Annotated in this window: 20 protein-coding genes; 13 read left to right on the forward strand and 7 right to left on the reverse strand. The window is 37.2% G+C overall.

Annotation, left to right across the window (positions count from 1 at the left end; all coding sequences use genetic code 11):
- The first annotated feature begins 22 nt into the window (after window positions 1-22).
- From ACR65M_RS17230 to ACR65M_RS17245, 4 genes are all read left to right on the forward strand, one after another.
- Complete coding sequence (locus ACR65M_RS17230) at window positions 23-796, forward strand: class I SAM-dependent methyltransferase (protein ID WP_440273898.1); 774 nt, start codon at window positions 23-25, stop codon at window positions 794-796.
- Window positions 797-869: 73 nt separating this feature from the next.
- Window positions 870-1673 (forward strand): GNAT family N-acetyltransferase, encoded by an 804-nt coding sequence (locus ACR65M_RS17235; RefSeq protein ID WP_440273899.1) that lies wholly within the window; start codon window positions 870-872, stop codon window positions 1671-1673.
- 13 nt (window positions 1674-1686) lie between these two features.
- A complete protein-coding gene (locus ACR65M_RS17240) occupies window positions 1687-2031 on the forward strand; it encodes a VOC family protein (RefSeq protein WP_440273900.1) in 345 nt (114 codons plus the stop codon).
- Window positions 2032-2075: 44 nt separating this feature from the next.
- Window positions 2076-3089, forward strand: a complete 1014-nt coding sequence (locus ACR65M_RS17245) for a S66 family peptidase (protein ID WP_440273901.1) — start codon at window positions 2076-2078, stop codon at window positions 3087-3089.
- Window positions 3090-3114: 25 nt separating this feature from the next.
- Here the strand turns inward: ACR65M_RS17245 and ACR65M_RS17250 are convergent, their stop codons facing one another.
- Both ACR65M_RS17250 and ACR65M_RS17255 read right to left on the reverse strand, forming a co-directional pair.
- Window positions 3115-3702 carry a hypothetical protein gene (locus ACR65M_RS17250; RefSeq protein ID WP_440273902.1) on the reverse strand — a complete coding sequence of 196 codons (588 nt, stop codon included), beginning with the start codon at window positions 3700-3702 and terminating at the stop codon, window positions 3115-3117.
- Window positions 3692-4630: a hypothetical protein gene (locus ACR65M_RS17255; protein ID WP_440273903.1), complete on the reverse strand. Its 939-nt coding sequence runs from the start codon at window positions 4628-4630 to the stop codon at window positions 3692-3694. Before ACR65M_RS17255 ends, ACR65M_RS17250 begins: the two co-directional genes overlap by 11 nt.
- A gap of 141 nt (window positions 4631-4771) precedes the next feature.
- Here ACR65M_RS17255 and ACR65M_RS17260 point away from each other — a divergent pair, with 141 nt between their 5' ends.
- Window positions 4772-4960 (forward strand): hypothetical protein, encoded by a 189-nt coding sequence (locus ACR65M_RS17260; RefSeq protein WP_341330292.1) that lies wholly within the window; start codon window positions 4772-4774, stop codon window positions 4958-4960.
- A 42-nt stretch (window positions 4961-5002) separates the two neighbouring features.
- Here ACR65M_RS17260 and ACR65M_RS17265 read toward each other — a convergent pair whose 3' ends face one another.
- The gene (locus ACR65M_RS17265) at window positions 5003-6022 is read right to left on the reverse strand and encodes a DUF2332 domain-containing protein (protein ID WP_440273904.1); all 1020 of its coding nucleotides are present in this window, start codon (window positions 6020-6022) and stop codon (window positions 5003-5005) included.
- Between the two features lie 90 nt (window positions 6023-6112).
- On the opposite strand from ACR65M_RS17265, the gene ACR65M_RS17270 reads away from it, so the two are divergent.
- Complete coding sequence (locus ACR65M_RS17270; protein ID WP_165918152.1) at window positions 6113-6250, forward strand: hypothetical protein; 138 nt, start codon at window positions 6113-6115, stop codon at window positions 6248-6250.
- Between the two features lie 30 nt (window positions 6251-6280).
- On the opposite strand, the gene ACR65M_RS17275 is transcribed toward ACR65M_RS17270, so the two are convergent.
- The gene (locus ACR65M_RS17275) at window positions 6281-6994 is read right to left on the reverse strand and encodes a DUF4181 domain-containing protein (protein WP_440273905.1); all 714 of its coding nucleotides are present in this window, start codon (window positions 6992-6994) and stop codon (window positions 6281-6283) included.
- A 160-nt stretch (window positions 6995-7154) separates the two neighbouring features.
- Between ACR65M_RS17275 and ACR65M_RS17280 the strand changes: the two genes are divergently transcribed.
- The 4 genes from ACR65M_RS17280 to ACR65M_RS17295 all read left to right on the forward strand — a co-directional run bounded on the left by ACR65M_RS17280 (window position 7155) and on the right by ACR65M_RS17295 (window position 10994).
- Window positions 7155-8009: a pirin family protein gene (locus ACR65M_RS17280; protein ID WP_440273906.1), complete on the forward strand. Its 855-nt coding sequence runs from the start codon at window positions 7155-7157 to the stop codon at window positions 8007-8009.
- A gap of 14 nt (window positions 8010-8023) precedes the next feature.
- Window positions 8024-8266 carry a glutaredoxin family protein gene (locus tag ACR65M_RS17285; RefSeq protein ID WP_440273907.1) on the forward strand — a complete coding sequence of 81 codons (243 nt, stop codon included), beginning with the start codon at window positions 8024-8026 and terminating at the stop codon, window positions 8264-8266.
- Window positions 8267-8369: 103 nt separating this feature from the next.
- Window positions 8370-8750: a DUF1232 domain-containing protein gene (locus tag ACR65M_RS17290; protein WP_121446499.1), complete on the forward strand. Its 381-nt coding sequence runs from the start codon at window positions 8370-8372 to the stop codon at window positions 8748-8750.
- 714 nt (window positions 8751-9464) lie between these two features.
- Window positions 9465-10994, forward strand: coding sequence for a malate:quinone oxidoreductase (locus ACR65M_RS17295; RefSeq protein ID WP_341330296.1), 1530 nt, complete (start codon window positions 9465-9467; stop codon window positions 10992-10994).
- Between the two features lie 103 nt (window positions 10995-11097).
- Here the strand turns inward: ACR65M_RS17295 and ACR65M_RS17300 are convergent, their stop codons facing one another.
- A complete protein-coding gene (locus ACR65M_RS17300; RefSeq protein ID WP_440273908.1) occupies window positions 11098-12066 on the reverse strand; it encodes a DUF4179 domain-containing protein in 969 nt (322 codons plus the stop codon).
- Entirely contained in the window at window positions 12047-12589 is a 543-nt protein-coding gene (locus ACR65M_RS17305; RefSeq protein ID WP_341330298.1) for a sigma-70 family RNA polymerase sigma factor, read from the reverse strand. The genes ACR65M_RS17300 and ACR65M_RS17305 overlap by 20 nt, the downstream gene beginning before the upstream one ends.
- A 196-nt stretch (window positions 12590-12785) precedes the next feature.
- Between ACR65M_RS17305 and ACR65M_RS17310 the strand changes: the two genes are divergently transcribed.
- Window positions 12786-13253, forward strand: a complete 468-nt coding sequence (locus ACR65M_RS17310; protein ID WP_440273909.1) for a GNAT family N-acetyltransferase — start codon at window positions 12786-12788, stop codon at window positions 13251-13253.
- Between the two features lie 52 nt (window positions 13254-13305).
- On the opposite strand, the gene ACR65M_RS17315 is transcribed toward ACR65M_RS17310, so the two are convergent.
- Window positions 13306-13839 (reverse strand): GNAT family N-acetyltransferase, encoded by a 534-nt coding sequence (locus ACR65M_RS17315; protein ID WP_341330300.1) that lies wholly within the window; start codon window positions 13837-13839, stop codon window positions 13306-13308.
- A 230-nt stretch (window positions 13840-14069) separates the two neighbouring features.
- Between ACR65M_RS17315 and ACR65M_RS17320 the strand changes: the two genes are divergently transcribed.
- Window positions 14070-14444 carry a nuclear transport factor 2 family protein gene (locus ACR65M_RS17320; protein ID WP_341330301.1) on the forward strand — a complete coding sequence of 125 codons (375 nt, stop codon included), beginning with the start codon at window positions 14070-14072 and terminating at the stop codon, window positions 14442-14444.
- A gap of 94 nt (window positions 14445-14538) precedes the next feature.
- On the forward strand, window positions 14539-14871 hold the full coding sequence (locus ACR65M_RS17325) for a YnfA family protein (RefSeq protein WP_341330302.1): 333 nt from the start codon (window positions 14539-14541) through the stop codon (window positions 14869-14871).
- Window positions 14872-14974 lie beyond the last annotated feature (103 nt).

The raw sequence follows: 14974 nt of genomic DNA on the forward strand, positions 1-14974 counted from the left end.
TAAGTTTAGTAAAGGAGAACAAATGAATCAATTGGATAATTTTGAGGAATACAAAGATCCGGCCCTTTATGACCGAGAAAATGACCCTTTCCAAGATGATGTGGAATTCTTAAAAAAATGGGCTGCAAAAGTTAACGGGCCAATCATTGATTTGGCTTGTGGAACAGGTCGAGCAACAATTCCCTTAGCAGAAGCGGGACATTCTCTTATTGGGGTAGACATACATAATGGCATGCTTTCTCAAGCAAACAAGAAAACAGAACATGCAAACCTAAACATTGAGTGGATTGAGCAAGACTGCACGAATCTCCAATTAGGTGTGAAAAGTCCACTCATTTTTATCGTAGGAAACTCTTTTCAGCATTTCCTTACGAATGAAGAGCAGGATCAGCTTCTAACTTCCGTTCACAATCACCTCGAAGAAGAGGGGATATTCATCTTCGGCACGAGGTTTCCAAGTCTGGATGAATTGCTTCAACCACCTACTGAGGAATATTGGCGAAGCTATAAGGATGAAACAGGGAAAACGGTAGATGTCTACACGATTAGTAATTATGACACGCTTCAGCAAGTGCAACACTATATAACGATTAGACGACAAAAAGATGACAGTGGTAAAACAGTTGGAGAACAGAAAACGAATATCAAATTGCGTTATGTTTATCCGCAAGAGATGGATCGTTTACTCAAACAAAATAGATTTGAGATTCTAGGTGTTTACAAAGATTGGGATGAATCGCCAATAACGAAAGATAGCCAACAAATGATTTATGTCTGCAGAAAGGTGTCGGAATGAATGGAAATAATCACAGGGCTGGCATCCATCACATTAGTAGCTTTATAAGTTCATCAAAAAAGGAAGTGGAGAAGTGGTCGTAACCAAGCAATTTGCCCAAACCATAGAAACCGCTGAAATAGAGGTATTGCACTCTAGACTAACAGCTATACAAGTAATCGAAGGAAATCCGATGGGCGTAGAAGTGAAACACTTTGGAAGTGCAAAGGCCTTTTCTGTTAAGAACATTCCAGGGCCATCGTTCAACACGGTAAAGGGTTTATCTGATGGTGATGAGAAATACGTAGATGAAATCATTCATTTTTACAATCAGAAGAATATTCCTGTTCGATTAGAACTAACGCCGGGACATGTTTCTTCGGATTTCCTTATGTTCCTTAGCAACAAGGGCTTATATCAATACGATTTTCACGCAACTCTTTACTCAGAACATCCTTCACATGAAGATACGGACACTCATTCTAAAATCAATGTTCGCGAGTTAGAACATCATGAATTTGATTTGTTCGCCGAAATTTACACGAAGGGCTTTGGTATGCCGGCATTTTTAAAAGATGGGGTCGCACAGAATAACAAAATACTTTACGACAATGAAAATTGGACATTCTATCTTGCAAATATTGAGGATGAACCAGTGGGTATAGGAGTTTTATATACACACAATAGCATTGGAACTCTTGCAGCCGCAACGACCTTGCCGGAATTTCGTAATCATGGTATACAAACAGCATTAATTAAGAAGCGGATGCAAAAAGCACTGGAAAAAGGATGCAGGTTAATTGTAAGTCAGGCAAAATTTGGCTCAGTCAGTCAAAACAACATGGAACGAGCAGGTATGCACATAGGTTATACAAAGGCTATTTGGATAATGAAATAAAGGAGTGGTTACGATGGCACGAATAGTAGGTTTTGAAATCAGCAGCCAGGACCCTGAAAAAGCAGTGAAATTCTATTCAACGGTTTTCGGTTGGGAATTTGAAGAACCAAATTGGGGGTTTTGGCCTGTTAAAAGATCAGGTCTAGTAGACATTCAAGGTGGGATTAGCAAAGGCCCGCATGATTATCCACATGGAACGAGAATCCAAATTGAAGTTGATTCGATAAAGGATACAATTGTGAAAGCTGTAGACAACGGTGCAATGATTGTCCGTGAAAAAATGGAGTTTGATGATTTCTTCTTGGCGTATTTAGTCGATCCAACCGGAGTTGGTTTTGGATTAATAGAAAGAAAGTAATAGGAAAAATGTAAAACGATATCGAATTGAATGGGGGACTTCGGGTGATAAATTATCCTCTATTAATGAGTGGAGCAACTATAGGGGTAACGGCACCGTCATCAGGGGTAGAAACAGAGCTTCATGATCTTATTAGATCTGCCATTACTCGTTTGGAGCAGAAGGGGTTTACTATCATTTGTGGTGAAACTGTTTGGACACAGGAAAAAGCAAGGTCTGCACCAGGAATAGAGCGTGCAGACGAGTTTAACGAAATGATGGGCAGTGAAGAAATCGATCTGATTATTCCACCCTGGGGTGGTGAATTACTTATTGAAATTCTTGAACATCTCGACTTTGACAATTTCAGAAACAAATGGATCCTAGGTTACTCAGATATAAGTGGGTTACTATTGGCTATAACATTGAAAACAGGTTTGGCAACTGCACATGGAACAAACTTAATAGATTTAAGAGGAAAGGATTCGGACCCGACGACTGCAATGTGGCAAACCGTCTTATCCACAAAGAAGGGAGAATCAGTCATCCAATATTCATCAGAAAAATACCAAAAGGAATGGCAGCATGATAATCCAACACCTCACATTTTTCATCTAACCGAACCGACCTATTGGAAAACAACAGGAAAAGGTGTAGTAACTATAAAGGGAAGAATACTTGGTGGCTGTATTGATATCGTTAGACATTTAATAGGTACCCCATATGGAGATGTTAGGAAATTTAATAAAGACTTTCTTGATGGTGATTCAGTGGTCTGGTATTTCGAAAATTGCGAGCTTATAACAACCGATTTGCGTCGATCCCTCGTGCAAATGAAGCTAGCGGGGTGGTTTGAAAATTGTGAAGGCATTATGTTTGGCAGAAGTCCAGCAAATAATCCAGTTGAAGATTATACTGTAGAGGATATCTATCAAGAACTCACAGAGGAACTAAAGATTCCGATTATATATGATATCGATTGTGGCCATGTTCCACCACAAATTACATTTATTAATGGAGCATATGCCGAAATTGAAGTAGTAAACGGAAAAGGAACTGTTTTACAGACGTTTAAGTGAAACGCTTGGTACAGAACCAAGCGTTTTATCCATCTTTGTTGAAATCCAATCCTTGAAGTTCCTTATGCTTATGCAATTTTCTCAAAAGCACAAGAAACATGATTTCCATGAAGAGACCTAAAGGGATCGTAAAGAATAGGTAACCCATTATAATGTCTCGTGAAAAGTTCATCGCAAATGTATGGATGAGTGTGATAAGTAGCATAACAGTCATATAAATTTTAAACGTTTGTGAGCTTCTACTTATTAAAACTTCATCCCCTAGAGCAGAGACCACTGTCATGATTAACTGAAAAACAAGGAATACAATGACCAACTTGAAAATTTCTAGTAAAAAGGTATAGGTATCCCAGATAGGTATGCCGACAAATGATCCTACTTCATTCCCATTCACATTTTGTTGGATAAACACAGTTGGAATACTAATGAGTATAAGCACGATCAAAAGCTTTTTCAATAGATTGCCGGATCTGCTTTCTGAAGGAACCCCGACTAGGCTTGCGAAAATGAGATAATACCCGATTGGCTCTGGCAAAATATCAACGTAAATCAAATGGATCTCCAATAGAATAAAAACGAAGCCCCAGAACATTTGCTTAAAATTAATTTTCATTCGCTCTCACCAGCCTCTTTTCCTCGATGATTTCGTTGATCGCCTTTTGATTTAACTCAGGGTGATCTATGATTGGTAACTCCCTCACAAACTCATCACCCGATTCTGTTTTTCCGTTGAGTTTGATGCTGAATTGAAAGAAACTATACCTAGCCGGATTGAATTGTATGAAGAAGCGGACCCATTCTTTTTGTTCCAAAGCAAATGGAAGTAAATCATCATTGGGGGTGACACCTGGTAAGTCATCCCATTCCTTTTCGCGGTCTTCATCGAACCATTTTGGAGGATTCGCACCAGTCTTGAGTTTTTCGAGTTCACTCAATTTATCCTGTTCAAGGTCAACTTTAATAAAAATGTCATCTGACAATTCCTCTTTAAAAGGAATCTCAATTTCCTCAATGTTGACTGGTTCTAGAGCAACCATCGATTTCTCCTCTCGATGCTGATTACTACTTGAACTAATGTGTGTTTCTAACACATTGGCGTATTCCGTATCTTTATGAAGAATGACTTCTCCAATATCAGCCAAAAGGGTTTTTCCATTGGAGAATTGGACCTCCATTTCTGAAAACGATAAAGGACCTTCACCTTCGAAATCCATGGGAAACGCAACATTAAGTGCTTTTAAATAATGATGTGTATACTCTTGTTCAAACTGAGGTTCCTGCGACCCCCACATAAAATCCATATTCGAGCTCGCATATGCCTCAATTCCATCAATTTGTACATGATCAATTGATGAAGAGTCCGACTTATTGGTTACGTAATAAAAAGTGAGCATTGTCTCATCTTCATGATTCAAAGTGAGTTCATAATAATGCTCCAAAAATAGTGGGGCATCCAGCTGTTTAGATTGGAAATACAAATAATTGCCGATATAGCTAAGGATAATGACCACTATACTGATCCAGAATATTTTCTCCTTCAAACAAAAACCCCCAATTCTATAAATCTCTAAAATTATTTTACCATCAAGGTTTGGTAATATTTTTATTTATTTCAATTTTTTTGAAATAATGCGATAATAGAAGTAACAGATATCTAATAGGTACGGAGGGAGGAGTTTCGATTGTATTATGATAATGTTCTTGATTTCATCTATGTAGCATTATTCTGGTGGGTGATCTTTCTAGTTTTTCAACGTATTAACAACCGTTACCCAAAGAGTAATCCATGGAAGAAGGATATTATGTTAACGTTCATACAATCTTTAGTAGTTACACTTTTGCTTCCGATTATCGTGAAGATTTTTATATAGACACCTTTCGTTTAAAAGGCATAGGAGTTATCCAAATGCCTTTTACAGCCCCCACGTAAACCATTTTCCATGCCCTTCTGTTTGACCAACAACATGTTTATACACTTTTCCGTCAAGAGAATAATCTAGATGAAGGTCGCGGTCTTGTATATTGTTATATAGATGAAAAATCTCACGTTCGGTTCCGATCTGCTGAACCTTATCTAGCAATCTATTCCTCACTTCCGAAGGCATTTGGTTTGCTACATGGGTGTGGAACACACAAATCGCATATTCGCTTGACATTTCTTTAGAAAGGTCCTCAAGCATTTCAACACCATTCCCTTTAATCAATCGTATTTCGTTCGCCTTAACTATTTTTGCAGCTTTTTCAAATAACTCCCGTCTTTCATGATGTTCCGGCCAAATGAGGGCTTTTAACCAAAGGACATTGTCATTATCTTTTAAATCAATTGGATGGAGGTCAATGCCAATACGAGAAGCTACTGGAGGAATATAGTCTTGTAGATTAGGAGCATTATCTCCTTTTATCTCAGCTGTTATATGTAAAGTTGATTCTCTGTTTCCGTAAGCTACACCCGTCCCATACGAGTAACTATACTGATCCCATAGCAGCTGCAGGCCGGCACTGGTCCCAATTTCAATCAATGCTAGCGGCTTTTTCGTGATATTATAAATATATTGAAAGGCCGGAAAAAGATAGGAACATCGTCTTACTTCATTTGTCTGAACCAATTTTTCCTGTAAAAGCGGGATGATTTCATTAGAATATTGATTGCAAAACTCTTTAAAAGGTAAAAAGGATTCATCTACTTTTCGGGGATGCTTCGTCATACTTGGATAAAAATATCGTAGACTGTGATCATTTCCTTTTAATAAAAGGTAATGAACAGCACCAAACAACAAATTAGATGAAGGCTGACCACTACGTGCATGAGTAGCCAACTCTAGGAGTTCATCATCGTCGGCAATTTGTAATGAAAGAAATTCATACAAGTTACTTGAACCCTTACACTCGGTGTTGGCGAAGTTTCGAAACTTAATAGACTGAGTGTTATTCACTATTTTTCTCCTCCTGAAAATTTTTTTAACTTGACCCTCAAACCAAGATAAGCTCAAGCGAATTATATTAAGAAAGGTTTGGTGGATTACATGAAGGAACAAACAATAAAGTTTACGTATAATGAAATCGACTTACTTATAGAAGCAATGGATAAGGATATATGGAAAGATATTAAATGGAAGTTTGTAACTGAAGAAGAAATTGAATCTTTATTAAAAACCTCTTAAGGTATCCCTTAGGGGGTTATTTATTTCCCATTATTCCTCTACCCACTCCAATTGACCGTTCTCTATTAGGCTTAATAACTTGTTTTCACCCTTAATTACATAGCTTTTGTCTTCGATTTGCAACTCACTTTCAGTAATAACTAAACTGTAAGCGTCTTTACCAATATAGGCTGTCACGAAATAACCCAATCCAGATCCAAATCTTGTTTTCATAAGGTTCATATCAGAAGGCTCGGTAATGAATCTGTGTATCAATGATTGATCGGTGATGGTAGCTTTATTGTTCATGTAGCCCTTCTTTTGAACAAATGTCATTGCAGTTACTTCAATTTTATCGATTTTCTCCGTTTCCCCAATGTATTTACTAACTTCCTCACCATAAGTAGTTTTCGTGATTTTTTCATAAGTAAAAAAGATTCCAAAAGTAGCAATAACAGAAACAACCATTAAAACAAGAGACAATTTGTACTTCTTTCCCTCAACATATTTCCATTCCATGAGTGACTGAAAACCCCAAAAAGAAAACATAAAAGAGATGAGAAGCCATTTTGTATGGTTAACATTATCAATATCAAATAATGTATAGGCACTTCCCAAAAATAAGATGACGATAAGGATGCCGCCTATCCGGAATTTTACTCGCCCGTCTGATTCGGCCAAATTATACCCTGGTTCTAATCGTTTTCCTATAACACTATCGATTATAGACAGCAGGAAAAACATAAATAAAAAAACGAAACCCATTAAATCCCCCCAGTCTTACTTTGATTATACTGATTATTGGAAAAATATACTAGGTGAGGTCTGAAGGCGAAGCGTAATTTTTGTACAAATTCACCTAAAGTGTCAAAATGAAATGGAAATAGGAAAGAATACAAGTATGAACAAGCAAGGAGTGAACGAAATGAGTTCCCTTTTTAAACGAGATCTTAAAAAGCATTGGTATATAAAATACAACAATAATGGGTATCCACATATACAGCAAGGCTTTGTGCTACCGCCTAATCGGTTTGAGGAGTTTGACCCGTTTTTAATTATGGCGGAGGACTGGTATAAGCGCGGCGCATTTCCGGACCATCCACACCGAGGGTTTCAAACGATTACCTATGTAATTGATGGACGATTGGAGCATATCGATAACCACGGTGGAAACTCAATTTTAGAGGCTGGCGATATCCAATATATGAATGCTGGCAGTGGTGCAAGACATGCTGAGGAGCCAGTTGACCAAGATATTGCTCATACACTACAGTTATGGTTGAACTTACCGAGTTCCCTAAAAAATACAAAAACCTCCTACCAAAATGTGTATATAGAGGATGTACCTCATGTGAAAATAGAAGGTGGGGAATTAAAGGTCTACTCTGGAGACATAGCGGGGGTTAAAGGACCGATGAATAGCTTGGTCCCCATTACTATGACTGAGATTTCACTTACGAAGGGTATGACTTACAAACACATACTGCCTGAAAATCACAATGGGTTTGTATATGTACTTTCCGGTGAAGTAGAGCTTGGTGAAAGTAAAACACCTCTGAAAAAAACAGGGGCAGGAACCCTTACTTTTAACGAAAATGGTAAAAACGAAAGTGAATTTGAAATATCAGCAAATAGTCGTTCAAAATTACTTGTTTACTCAGGGGTGCCACTGCGCGAAGAAATTGTCGTTTATGGCCCATTTGTTATGAATTCAATGGAAGAAGTCCAACAAGCATACCGTGATTATCACGCAGGAAAATTTGGCCCGCCGGCAGAATAAGGAGTATTGTTACAATGAATAAAGAAGTAATTGTCTATACAACAAATGACTGTGTCGAATGTACTTTTGTTAAAAAGGTTCTCACTGAAAATGGTATTCCATTTGACCTCCGAAATATTGCAGAAAACGTGGTCTACCAAAAGGAAGTGGAACGCTTTGGTTTTCTAGGTGTCCCTGTAACAGTTGTAGGTGACCGCGCTGTTAAAGGATTTAACCCTGAACTTATTGAACTATTAGAGCCTTTGAAAAAGTCCTAATCTCTTTGCAATGGTTAAAAGTGGTACAAGTAGGAAATCCTAAAGTATACACCCCTAAAGAAGATGGGAATAAAATAAGGAAACAAAATTATTGGGTGAACTTATGGAGAAAATCAAAAGCTGGGCAAAACGCTTGAAAAAACAAATATTCGTCTTGTATTTTGCATATAAGGATGCGAGGGTTCCATGGTATGCTAAGCTTTTTACTGCTGGAGTGGTAGCTTATACATTCAGCCCGATCGACTTAATCCCAGATTTTATACCAATCCTCGGATACCTTGATGAGGTCATCCTTGTCCCAATTGGAATCATGTTTGCATTGAAAATGATCCCAAGTGCAGTGATTGCAGATTGCGAAATGAAAGCAGAAGAAATGATGAAAAACGGTAAACCCAAAAACTGGGTTGCAGGGATACTTATCCTGTTCATATGGGCTTTAATTTTGATCTGGATGATTGTCAAAGCATCACAATATATACTTTAAACCTGTATTTCAAAGTGAAATACAGGTTTTTTTTGGTCGTTAAGTAATCTTTGTTGGCAATTGCCCTGAACATCCTGATTGTGATGAAAAAGCATTACTCAAGATGAAGTAAAAAATATGAGTGATAAAGTAGATTTTCTTGCGTTGTACGATAGCGTATTGGCCGGAAAAGCGCTGTCACTTGTCAAATTATTATGATTTATTTTGTATGAAATTTGATGTTTCTGCTTTTTTTCATGTTATAATAACAAAGGATGGAATGAAGAATAAGAGTTTATTAGTATTCCATTCATACAACTGAAGATGCAAGGCTGTATTATCGGAGCCATGAACTTCTAAATAAACTTCTTACTTTTAACTGGCTTTTAAATAGCCTATAATTATCATATAGTAATGAAATATTAATCTATAACTTTATTCAGTTTTCTTACTTCAGTTAATTGGTACGAAAACACAGGAATTTAAATTTGTGTGAGCGTTTAAAACATGTCTGAATAAAGTTAAGCCTCCGGCGGATGCCACAGATTTTCAATGGAATCTTTCTAGCAAGCTCGAAAAAATCTGGGCACAAATACGCCAAGGCGCATTTGATAAGATTGCCATCCAAAATGGCCTTAATTGAGACGAGAAAGAGAATGTCTAATAATGGTGAGCCCGATTTTGTGACCGCCTTCATCTTTTTTGTCCAAATTTTAAAAGAAAAGGTTGATAAATATGAGCAACATAGAAACCAAAACAGATGTCATTTTAATCGGTGCTGGTATCATGAGTGCGACATTAGGGACACTCTTGAAGGAACTAGTGCCTGAATGGAACATTACCGTTTTTGAAAAGCTCGATAAACCAGGAGAGGAAAGCTCTCACGAATTGAATAACGCTGGTACAGGTCATGCTGCACTATGTGAACTTAACTATACTGTTGAAAAACCAGACGGAACATTAGATATAAAGAAAGCAATTAATGTCAACGAACAGTTCCAAGTTTCCAAGCAGTTTTGGGCATATCTTGTAAAGAACAACTTAATCCAAAACCCACAAGATTTCATCATGCCATTACCGCATATGAGTATGGTTCAAGGAGAAAAGGATGTCGAATTTTTAAAGAAGCGATTTGAAGCGCTGTCAAAAAATCCGTTATTCCAAGGAATGGAGTTTAGTGAAGATCCGGAAAAACTTTTAGAGTGGATTCCGCTCATTATGAAGGATCGCTCGTCAAATGAGCCAATAGCTGCTACAAAAGTAGATGCTGGTACAGATGTGAACTTCGGTAATTTAACACGAATGTTGTTTGAACATTTAAAGAATAAAAATGTCCAAATTAATTACAACCACAGTGTAAAAGATGTGAAACGTACAAGTGATGGTCTATGGGACTTGAAGGTGAAAAATCAAAGTAGTGGTTCTGTTGAACATCATAAAGCAAAATTCGTCTTCATTGGAGGCGGTGGAGGAAGCCTACATCTACTCCAAAAGTCTGGTATTCCTGAAGGAAGACATATTGGTGGATTCCCTGTAAGTGGGATTTTCATGGTATGTAATAATCCGGAAGTGATTGAAAAGCATCATGCCAAAGTATACGGAAAGGCGAAGGTTGGTGCGCCACCAATGTCTGTTCCACATCTTGATACAAGATATATTAACAACAAAAAGTCATTACTATTTGGACCTTTTGCGGGATTCTCTCCAAAGTTCCTAAAAACAGGCTCAAATATGGATTTAATTACATCAATCAAACATGATAATTTGTTAACGATGTTAGCTGCAGGGGTAAAAGAAATTCCGCTAACAAAATACTTGATTCAGCAAGTTATGTTATCAAAAGAACAACGAATGGAAGAACTCCGTGAATTTATCCCAAACGCAAAAAGCGAAGATTGGGATTTAATCGTAGCTGGCCAACGTGTTCAAGTTATTAAAGACACTGAAGCAGGCGGCAAAGGAACCCTTCAATTTGGTACTGAAGTGATTACCGCAGCTGACGGTTCAATTGCAGCGTTACTAGGTGCATCACCAGGTGCATCAACTGCTGTTCATGTTATGCTTCAAATCATTAAAAAGTGCTTCCCACAACAAATGCTAGAATGGGAGCCAAAAATCAAAGACATGATTCCTTCATATGGGTTATCCCTTATGGAACACCCAGACCTACTGGCGAAAATCAATGCTTCAACTGGAGAAGCACTTGGCTTAATCGAAAAACAAGAGAAAGTAGAAAAAAAACAAAAGGAACTTGTCCTAAGTTAACCACTTACGATTTATAGATAAAAAGAACCTTCAATCTTGATTGGGATTGGAGGTTTTTTATGTAAAAAATCCGTACCACTCAGTAGTCCGGATTTTGTATTTCTTAATTCAAATGAACCTTTAATGCATCTAAATTAATTTCTTCATTGCCAATATTATACGAAGGAATTACCTCAATATACTTTGGTGGATTTTTACTATCAATTTCAAAGACAAGCATAGAGTCTGAAACGGTATGGAGTGATAATTTTTCACCTTGATCAGAAACAACCTTAAAATGTAGATTTTCACCTTCTATCCCAGCTGTTGATAATTCTTCATAAGTTAACATAGCGTTTGTTTTTCCAATCTTTATATCATGAAAAAGCAGACTATAACCCTTATTAGTAGAGTGTATGGTTTCATTAAGTACAATTTTCCGCGAAGGTAATTTTTCAACAGAAAGATTAAAGGACCACTCCCCTCTTACGCCGGCCATATGTGTGAACGTAATTGGGATTTCTAGCTCGTCTGGACTATTCTCGTTGGGGTTATTCAATATCATAGCACCCACATATTCATCGCCTTGTTTCGTTATAGTCCCCATAGTTGAACCCCATCCAGATTCATCTTTTCCGTCAAACATCTTATAGGAGTACCCAGACTCTGGTCCTGTTTCTCCGCCAAATGTTTCAGACAAGTTGTCACCAGATGCTTTAAAGGTTAAACCAACATAGGAGCCATCATAAAAAATCGATGTAATACTCATTTTGACCCCATTATTTTCAACGGTTTGATTCATTTCGGTTATTAGTTGCTCAGCTGCCAAATTCTGACCAATTGTCATTTGATAATTATCGTAGATACTCCCAATGATTGGAACTTGAGCAAGAACCTGATTAACAGGTGTAAAAATAAATCCGGATGCTAGGAGTAAAGCTGCAGCCCCAGTAGCAAAAAAAGTTGTGCGTTTTAGTGGTCGTATGTATTTTCTTTTTCGACGGAACCTTTCACCGCGATCGATCCCTTTTTTAATCGCAAAATTTAGTTCTTGTTTCGGTATTTCAATATCGTTATATAAGTCTTTTTCCATAATAATCAGCCCCTAACGTTTTTCTTAATTCAGCCTTTGCTCTACGTAAATAGGTTTTAATGGTTGATTGTGGTTTATCCAGAATCGTAGAAATCGTTCGAATTGGCAAGTCATAATAATAGAAAAGTAAAATAGCATTTCGATAGTTCATATTTAGCGACGAAAGTGCCTCTGATAAATCGATTGTTAGGTTCGTTTCAGGTGTCTGGCTTGATTCGATTAAATACTCTAATGTTTCCTCGGGAAGCTTTATCACCTTTTTATTACGTGCAAGTTCTTTATAAGCAGTTCGCATTAAAATCTTCACAAGCCATGTACTGAAAAAAGCGGGTGATTTCAGTTGATGGATGGAAATATAGGCCTTATAGGTGGCTTCCTGTATGACATCAAGTGCATCCTCTTTGTTCCGCATATGTAAATAGGCAATTTTATATAACTTTTCACTTTCAGATTTTATAAGCTGTTCAAATGCTTGTTTGTCACCAGCAATGGCCAACTCAACTATGTTCGTAGAATATGACATTTCCTACTTAACCTCCTTTCAACTATTAGAGGTATGATATGTAATAAAAAGTTTCAATTAAATGTATTGTTTATAGTAATATATCATTTTGTCGAAAGAAAAACTTCCCGTTGTCGCCTATTCTGTGAAGGAAGAACACTACATTTGTTGAATAAATAGGATGGTAAATTATTTTTAACTAAAAAGGAGAAATCCCATGAACATTAAATTAGTTGATGTCACAGAGGGCAATTTTTATGATGTGATCAATTTAAAATCTGATGAAAACCAAGAAAAGTACATCCAAATCTACGAAAGATGGGTGGGTTCCAATACATATTTTCTTGCACTATGCCAAACATTTGGTTTCACTCGAAAAGCAATCTATGATGGCGATACACTAATTGGTTTTGCCTCTCATGGATATCAAAAGGAAACAAATCGATATGAATTAATCAGTATGATGTTAGGGCATAGGTATCAAGGAAAAGGCTATGGAACCCCTGTTTTAAATGCAATTATTGAGGATATGGTAAGTGCCTATCAATGTGAGGAAATCTATCTATCTGTTATCTATAATAATGAACGTGCAATACGAACCTATGAAAAAGCGGGGTTTATCCCGACCGGAGAGGTAGAAGAGGGTCATCATCCTGAGCCGATTTATTGTTTGAAAATAAAATAAGAAACGGAGTGCCCAAAGGTCGAACCTATAGACCCTTGGACACCCCTCGTTATTATTCTTTAAAAGCTTTCGAATATTGAACAAGTCCTTGAACATGATCAAGAGAACCTTCAGTTAGTTCGAGAGCCATGAATACCTCATTCGGTACATCAAAAGGAGCTCTGATATTCCAGCGATTCGCCTGTTTGAAGCCAAACATAGGATAATAATCTTTATGTCCAAGTACAATAACTGACTGATATCCAAGATCCTTTGCCTTATTAAGTGCAGAACGGATTAATTGGCTTCCAACCCCTTTTCTTTGATACTCTGGTGCAACAGAAACGGGGGCAAGTGCCAGTGATTCGACGGAGTGGTCTCCATCCACAATCTTAATTTTTGAAAGAATGATATGTCCAACAATCTCATCTTTTTGATTAACGGCAACCAATGAAAGTTCTGGTATAAAAGCATCTGATTTTCGAATCCGGTTTACGAGAAAATGCTCTGTCTTATCACTGTATTCTTCTTTTAAAAAAGATTTTCTTACAACTTCTTCTGTTTGAAAATAATCTTCAGTTTGTTCTTGTCTTATTACTATTTCCATATATAATCCTCTATTCTAGGTATATTTTTTATGTATAAATGGTACACATCCCAGCTCTAAACAGAAGTTTACCAAATGATAGCCTACTCCTATAATACCTTCATTTTAGAAGGCTATGGAACATGGGTCAATGATGCTTTGTAGGAAATTGCAAAGTGATAAAGGGTTACGAAAGTTTAAGTAGAATAAAAACATAGAATGGAAGAGCATAAAGGAGGATTTTGTAAACTATGGAAAATAAGTTAAAGCAAAAATTGAAAGAATTAGAGGAAATGCATTTAAATATAGAAGTTCGAAAAAAACGTGAGGAGCTAGATAAACTACTAGCAGATGACTTCTTTGAGATTGGTAGTTCCGGATATATGTTTAATAAAAAAGAATGTCTTGAATCTAGAATTGACCTTTCAGTAATGTCACTCCATAACTATGAAATTTATCCCCTGGCACCAGATGTCGTTTTAGCAACCTATTTCATTGTCAATGAGACGAGGAAACGGAATACACTTCGAAGTTCCATATGGAAACTTATTGAAGGAAGATGGCAATTGTATTTTCATCAAGGGACGATCTCACCATTGAAGTTGAGTGAAGTACTTAACGAATAAATTTCACGAAATTTATAAGTCATTGCCTAGCAAAGATAAAAACATACATAGTTGGTATAATAGGTACGTACTTCAATTACATATCTAGGACGTGATGTACATTTTACATGCCATTTTCTTTTTTATCATAGCAGGAATCGCTGAAATCGGAGGAGGCTATTTGATATGGCTTTGGTTAAGAGAAGGGAAGCCGTATTACTGGGGAATCGGTGGGGGAATCGCATTGGCCCTATATGGTGTGATTGCTACTTTTCAAACCTTTCCATCTTTCGGTAGAGTTTATGCGGCTTATGGCGGGGTCTTTATCGTTCTTTCTGTCCTTTGGGGGTGGGGTATTGATAAGAAAACACCCGACCTATACGATTGGCTAGGTGCTGGAATTTGTATCATAGGTGTTTCCGTGATGTTATTTGCACCACGACAATAACAAAAGGGCATTGATCTAAGGAAGGATCTGGACTAACCTAAAATAGTGAGACAATATAAAACACCTCCAAAATGGCAATACTTGAGATAAGTATTGTGACATT

It is taken from the genome of Ferdinandcohnia sp. SAFN-114, assembly GCF_059415045.1.

Bases quoted from the DNA above. Each gene is read 5' to 3' on its own strand.
- ACR65M_RS17270 (WP_165918152.1), top strand. From the start codon at position 6,113: ATGAAGGAACAAACAATAAAGTTTACGTATAATGAAATCGACTTACTT.
- ACR65M_RS17325 (WP_341330302.1), top strand. From the start codon at position 14,539: ATGTACATTTTACATGCCATTTTCTTTTTTATCATAGCAGGAATCGCT.
- ACR65M_RS17275 (WP_440273905.1), bottom strand. From the start codon at position 6,994: ATGGGTTTCGTTTTTTTATTTATGTTTTTCCTGCTGTCTATAATCGAT.
- ACR65M_RS17300 (WP_440273908.1), bottom strand. From the start codon at position 12,066: ATGGAAAAAGACTTATATAACGATATTGAAATACCGAAACAAGAACTA.
- ACR65M_RS17250 (WP_440273902.1), bottom strand. From the start codon at position 3,702: ATGAAAATTAATTTTAAGCAAATGTTCTGGGGCTTCGTTTTTATTCTA.
- ACR65M_RS17305 (WP_341330298.1), bottom strand. From the start codon at position 12,589: ATGTCATATTCTACGAACATAGTTGAGTTGGCCATTGCTGGTGACAAA.
- ACR65M_RS17240 (WP_440273900.1), top strand. From the start codon at position 1,687: ATGGCACGAATAGTAGGTTTTGAAATCAGCAGCCAGGACCCTGAAAAA.
- ACR65M_RS17290 (WP_121446499.1), top strand. From the start codon at position 8,370: ATGGAGAAAATCAAAAGCTGGGCAAAACGCTTGAAAAAACAAATATTC.
- ACR65M_RS17315 (WP_341330300.1), bottom strand. From the start codon at position 13,839: ATGGAAATAGTAATAAGACAAGAACAAACTGAAGATTATTTTCAAACA.
- ACR65M_RS17280 (WP_440273906.1), top strand. From the start codon at position 7,155: ATGAGTTCCCTTTTTAAACGAGATCTTAAAAAGCATTGGTATATAAAA.
- ACR65M_RS17285 (WP_440273907.1), top strand. From the start codon at position 8,024: ATGAATAAAGAAGTAATTGTCTATACAACAAATGACTGTGTCGAATGT.
- ACR65M_RS17320 (WP_341330301.1), top strand. From the start codon at position 14,070: ATGGAAAATAAGTTAAAGCAAAAATTGAAAGAATTAGAGGAAATGCAT.
- ACR65M_RS17310 (WP_440273909.1), top strand. From the start codon at position 12,786: ATGAACATTAAATTAGTTGATGTCACAGAGGGCAATTTTTATGATGTG.
- ACR65M_RS17230 (WP_440273898.1), top strand. From the start codon at position 23: ATGAATCAATTGGATAATTTTGAGGAATACAAAGATCCGGCCCTTTAT.
- ACR65M_RS17295 (WP_341330296.1), top strand. From the start codon at position 9,465: ATGAGCAACATAGAAACCAAAACAGATGTCATTTTAATCGGTGCTGGT.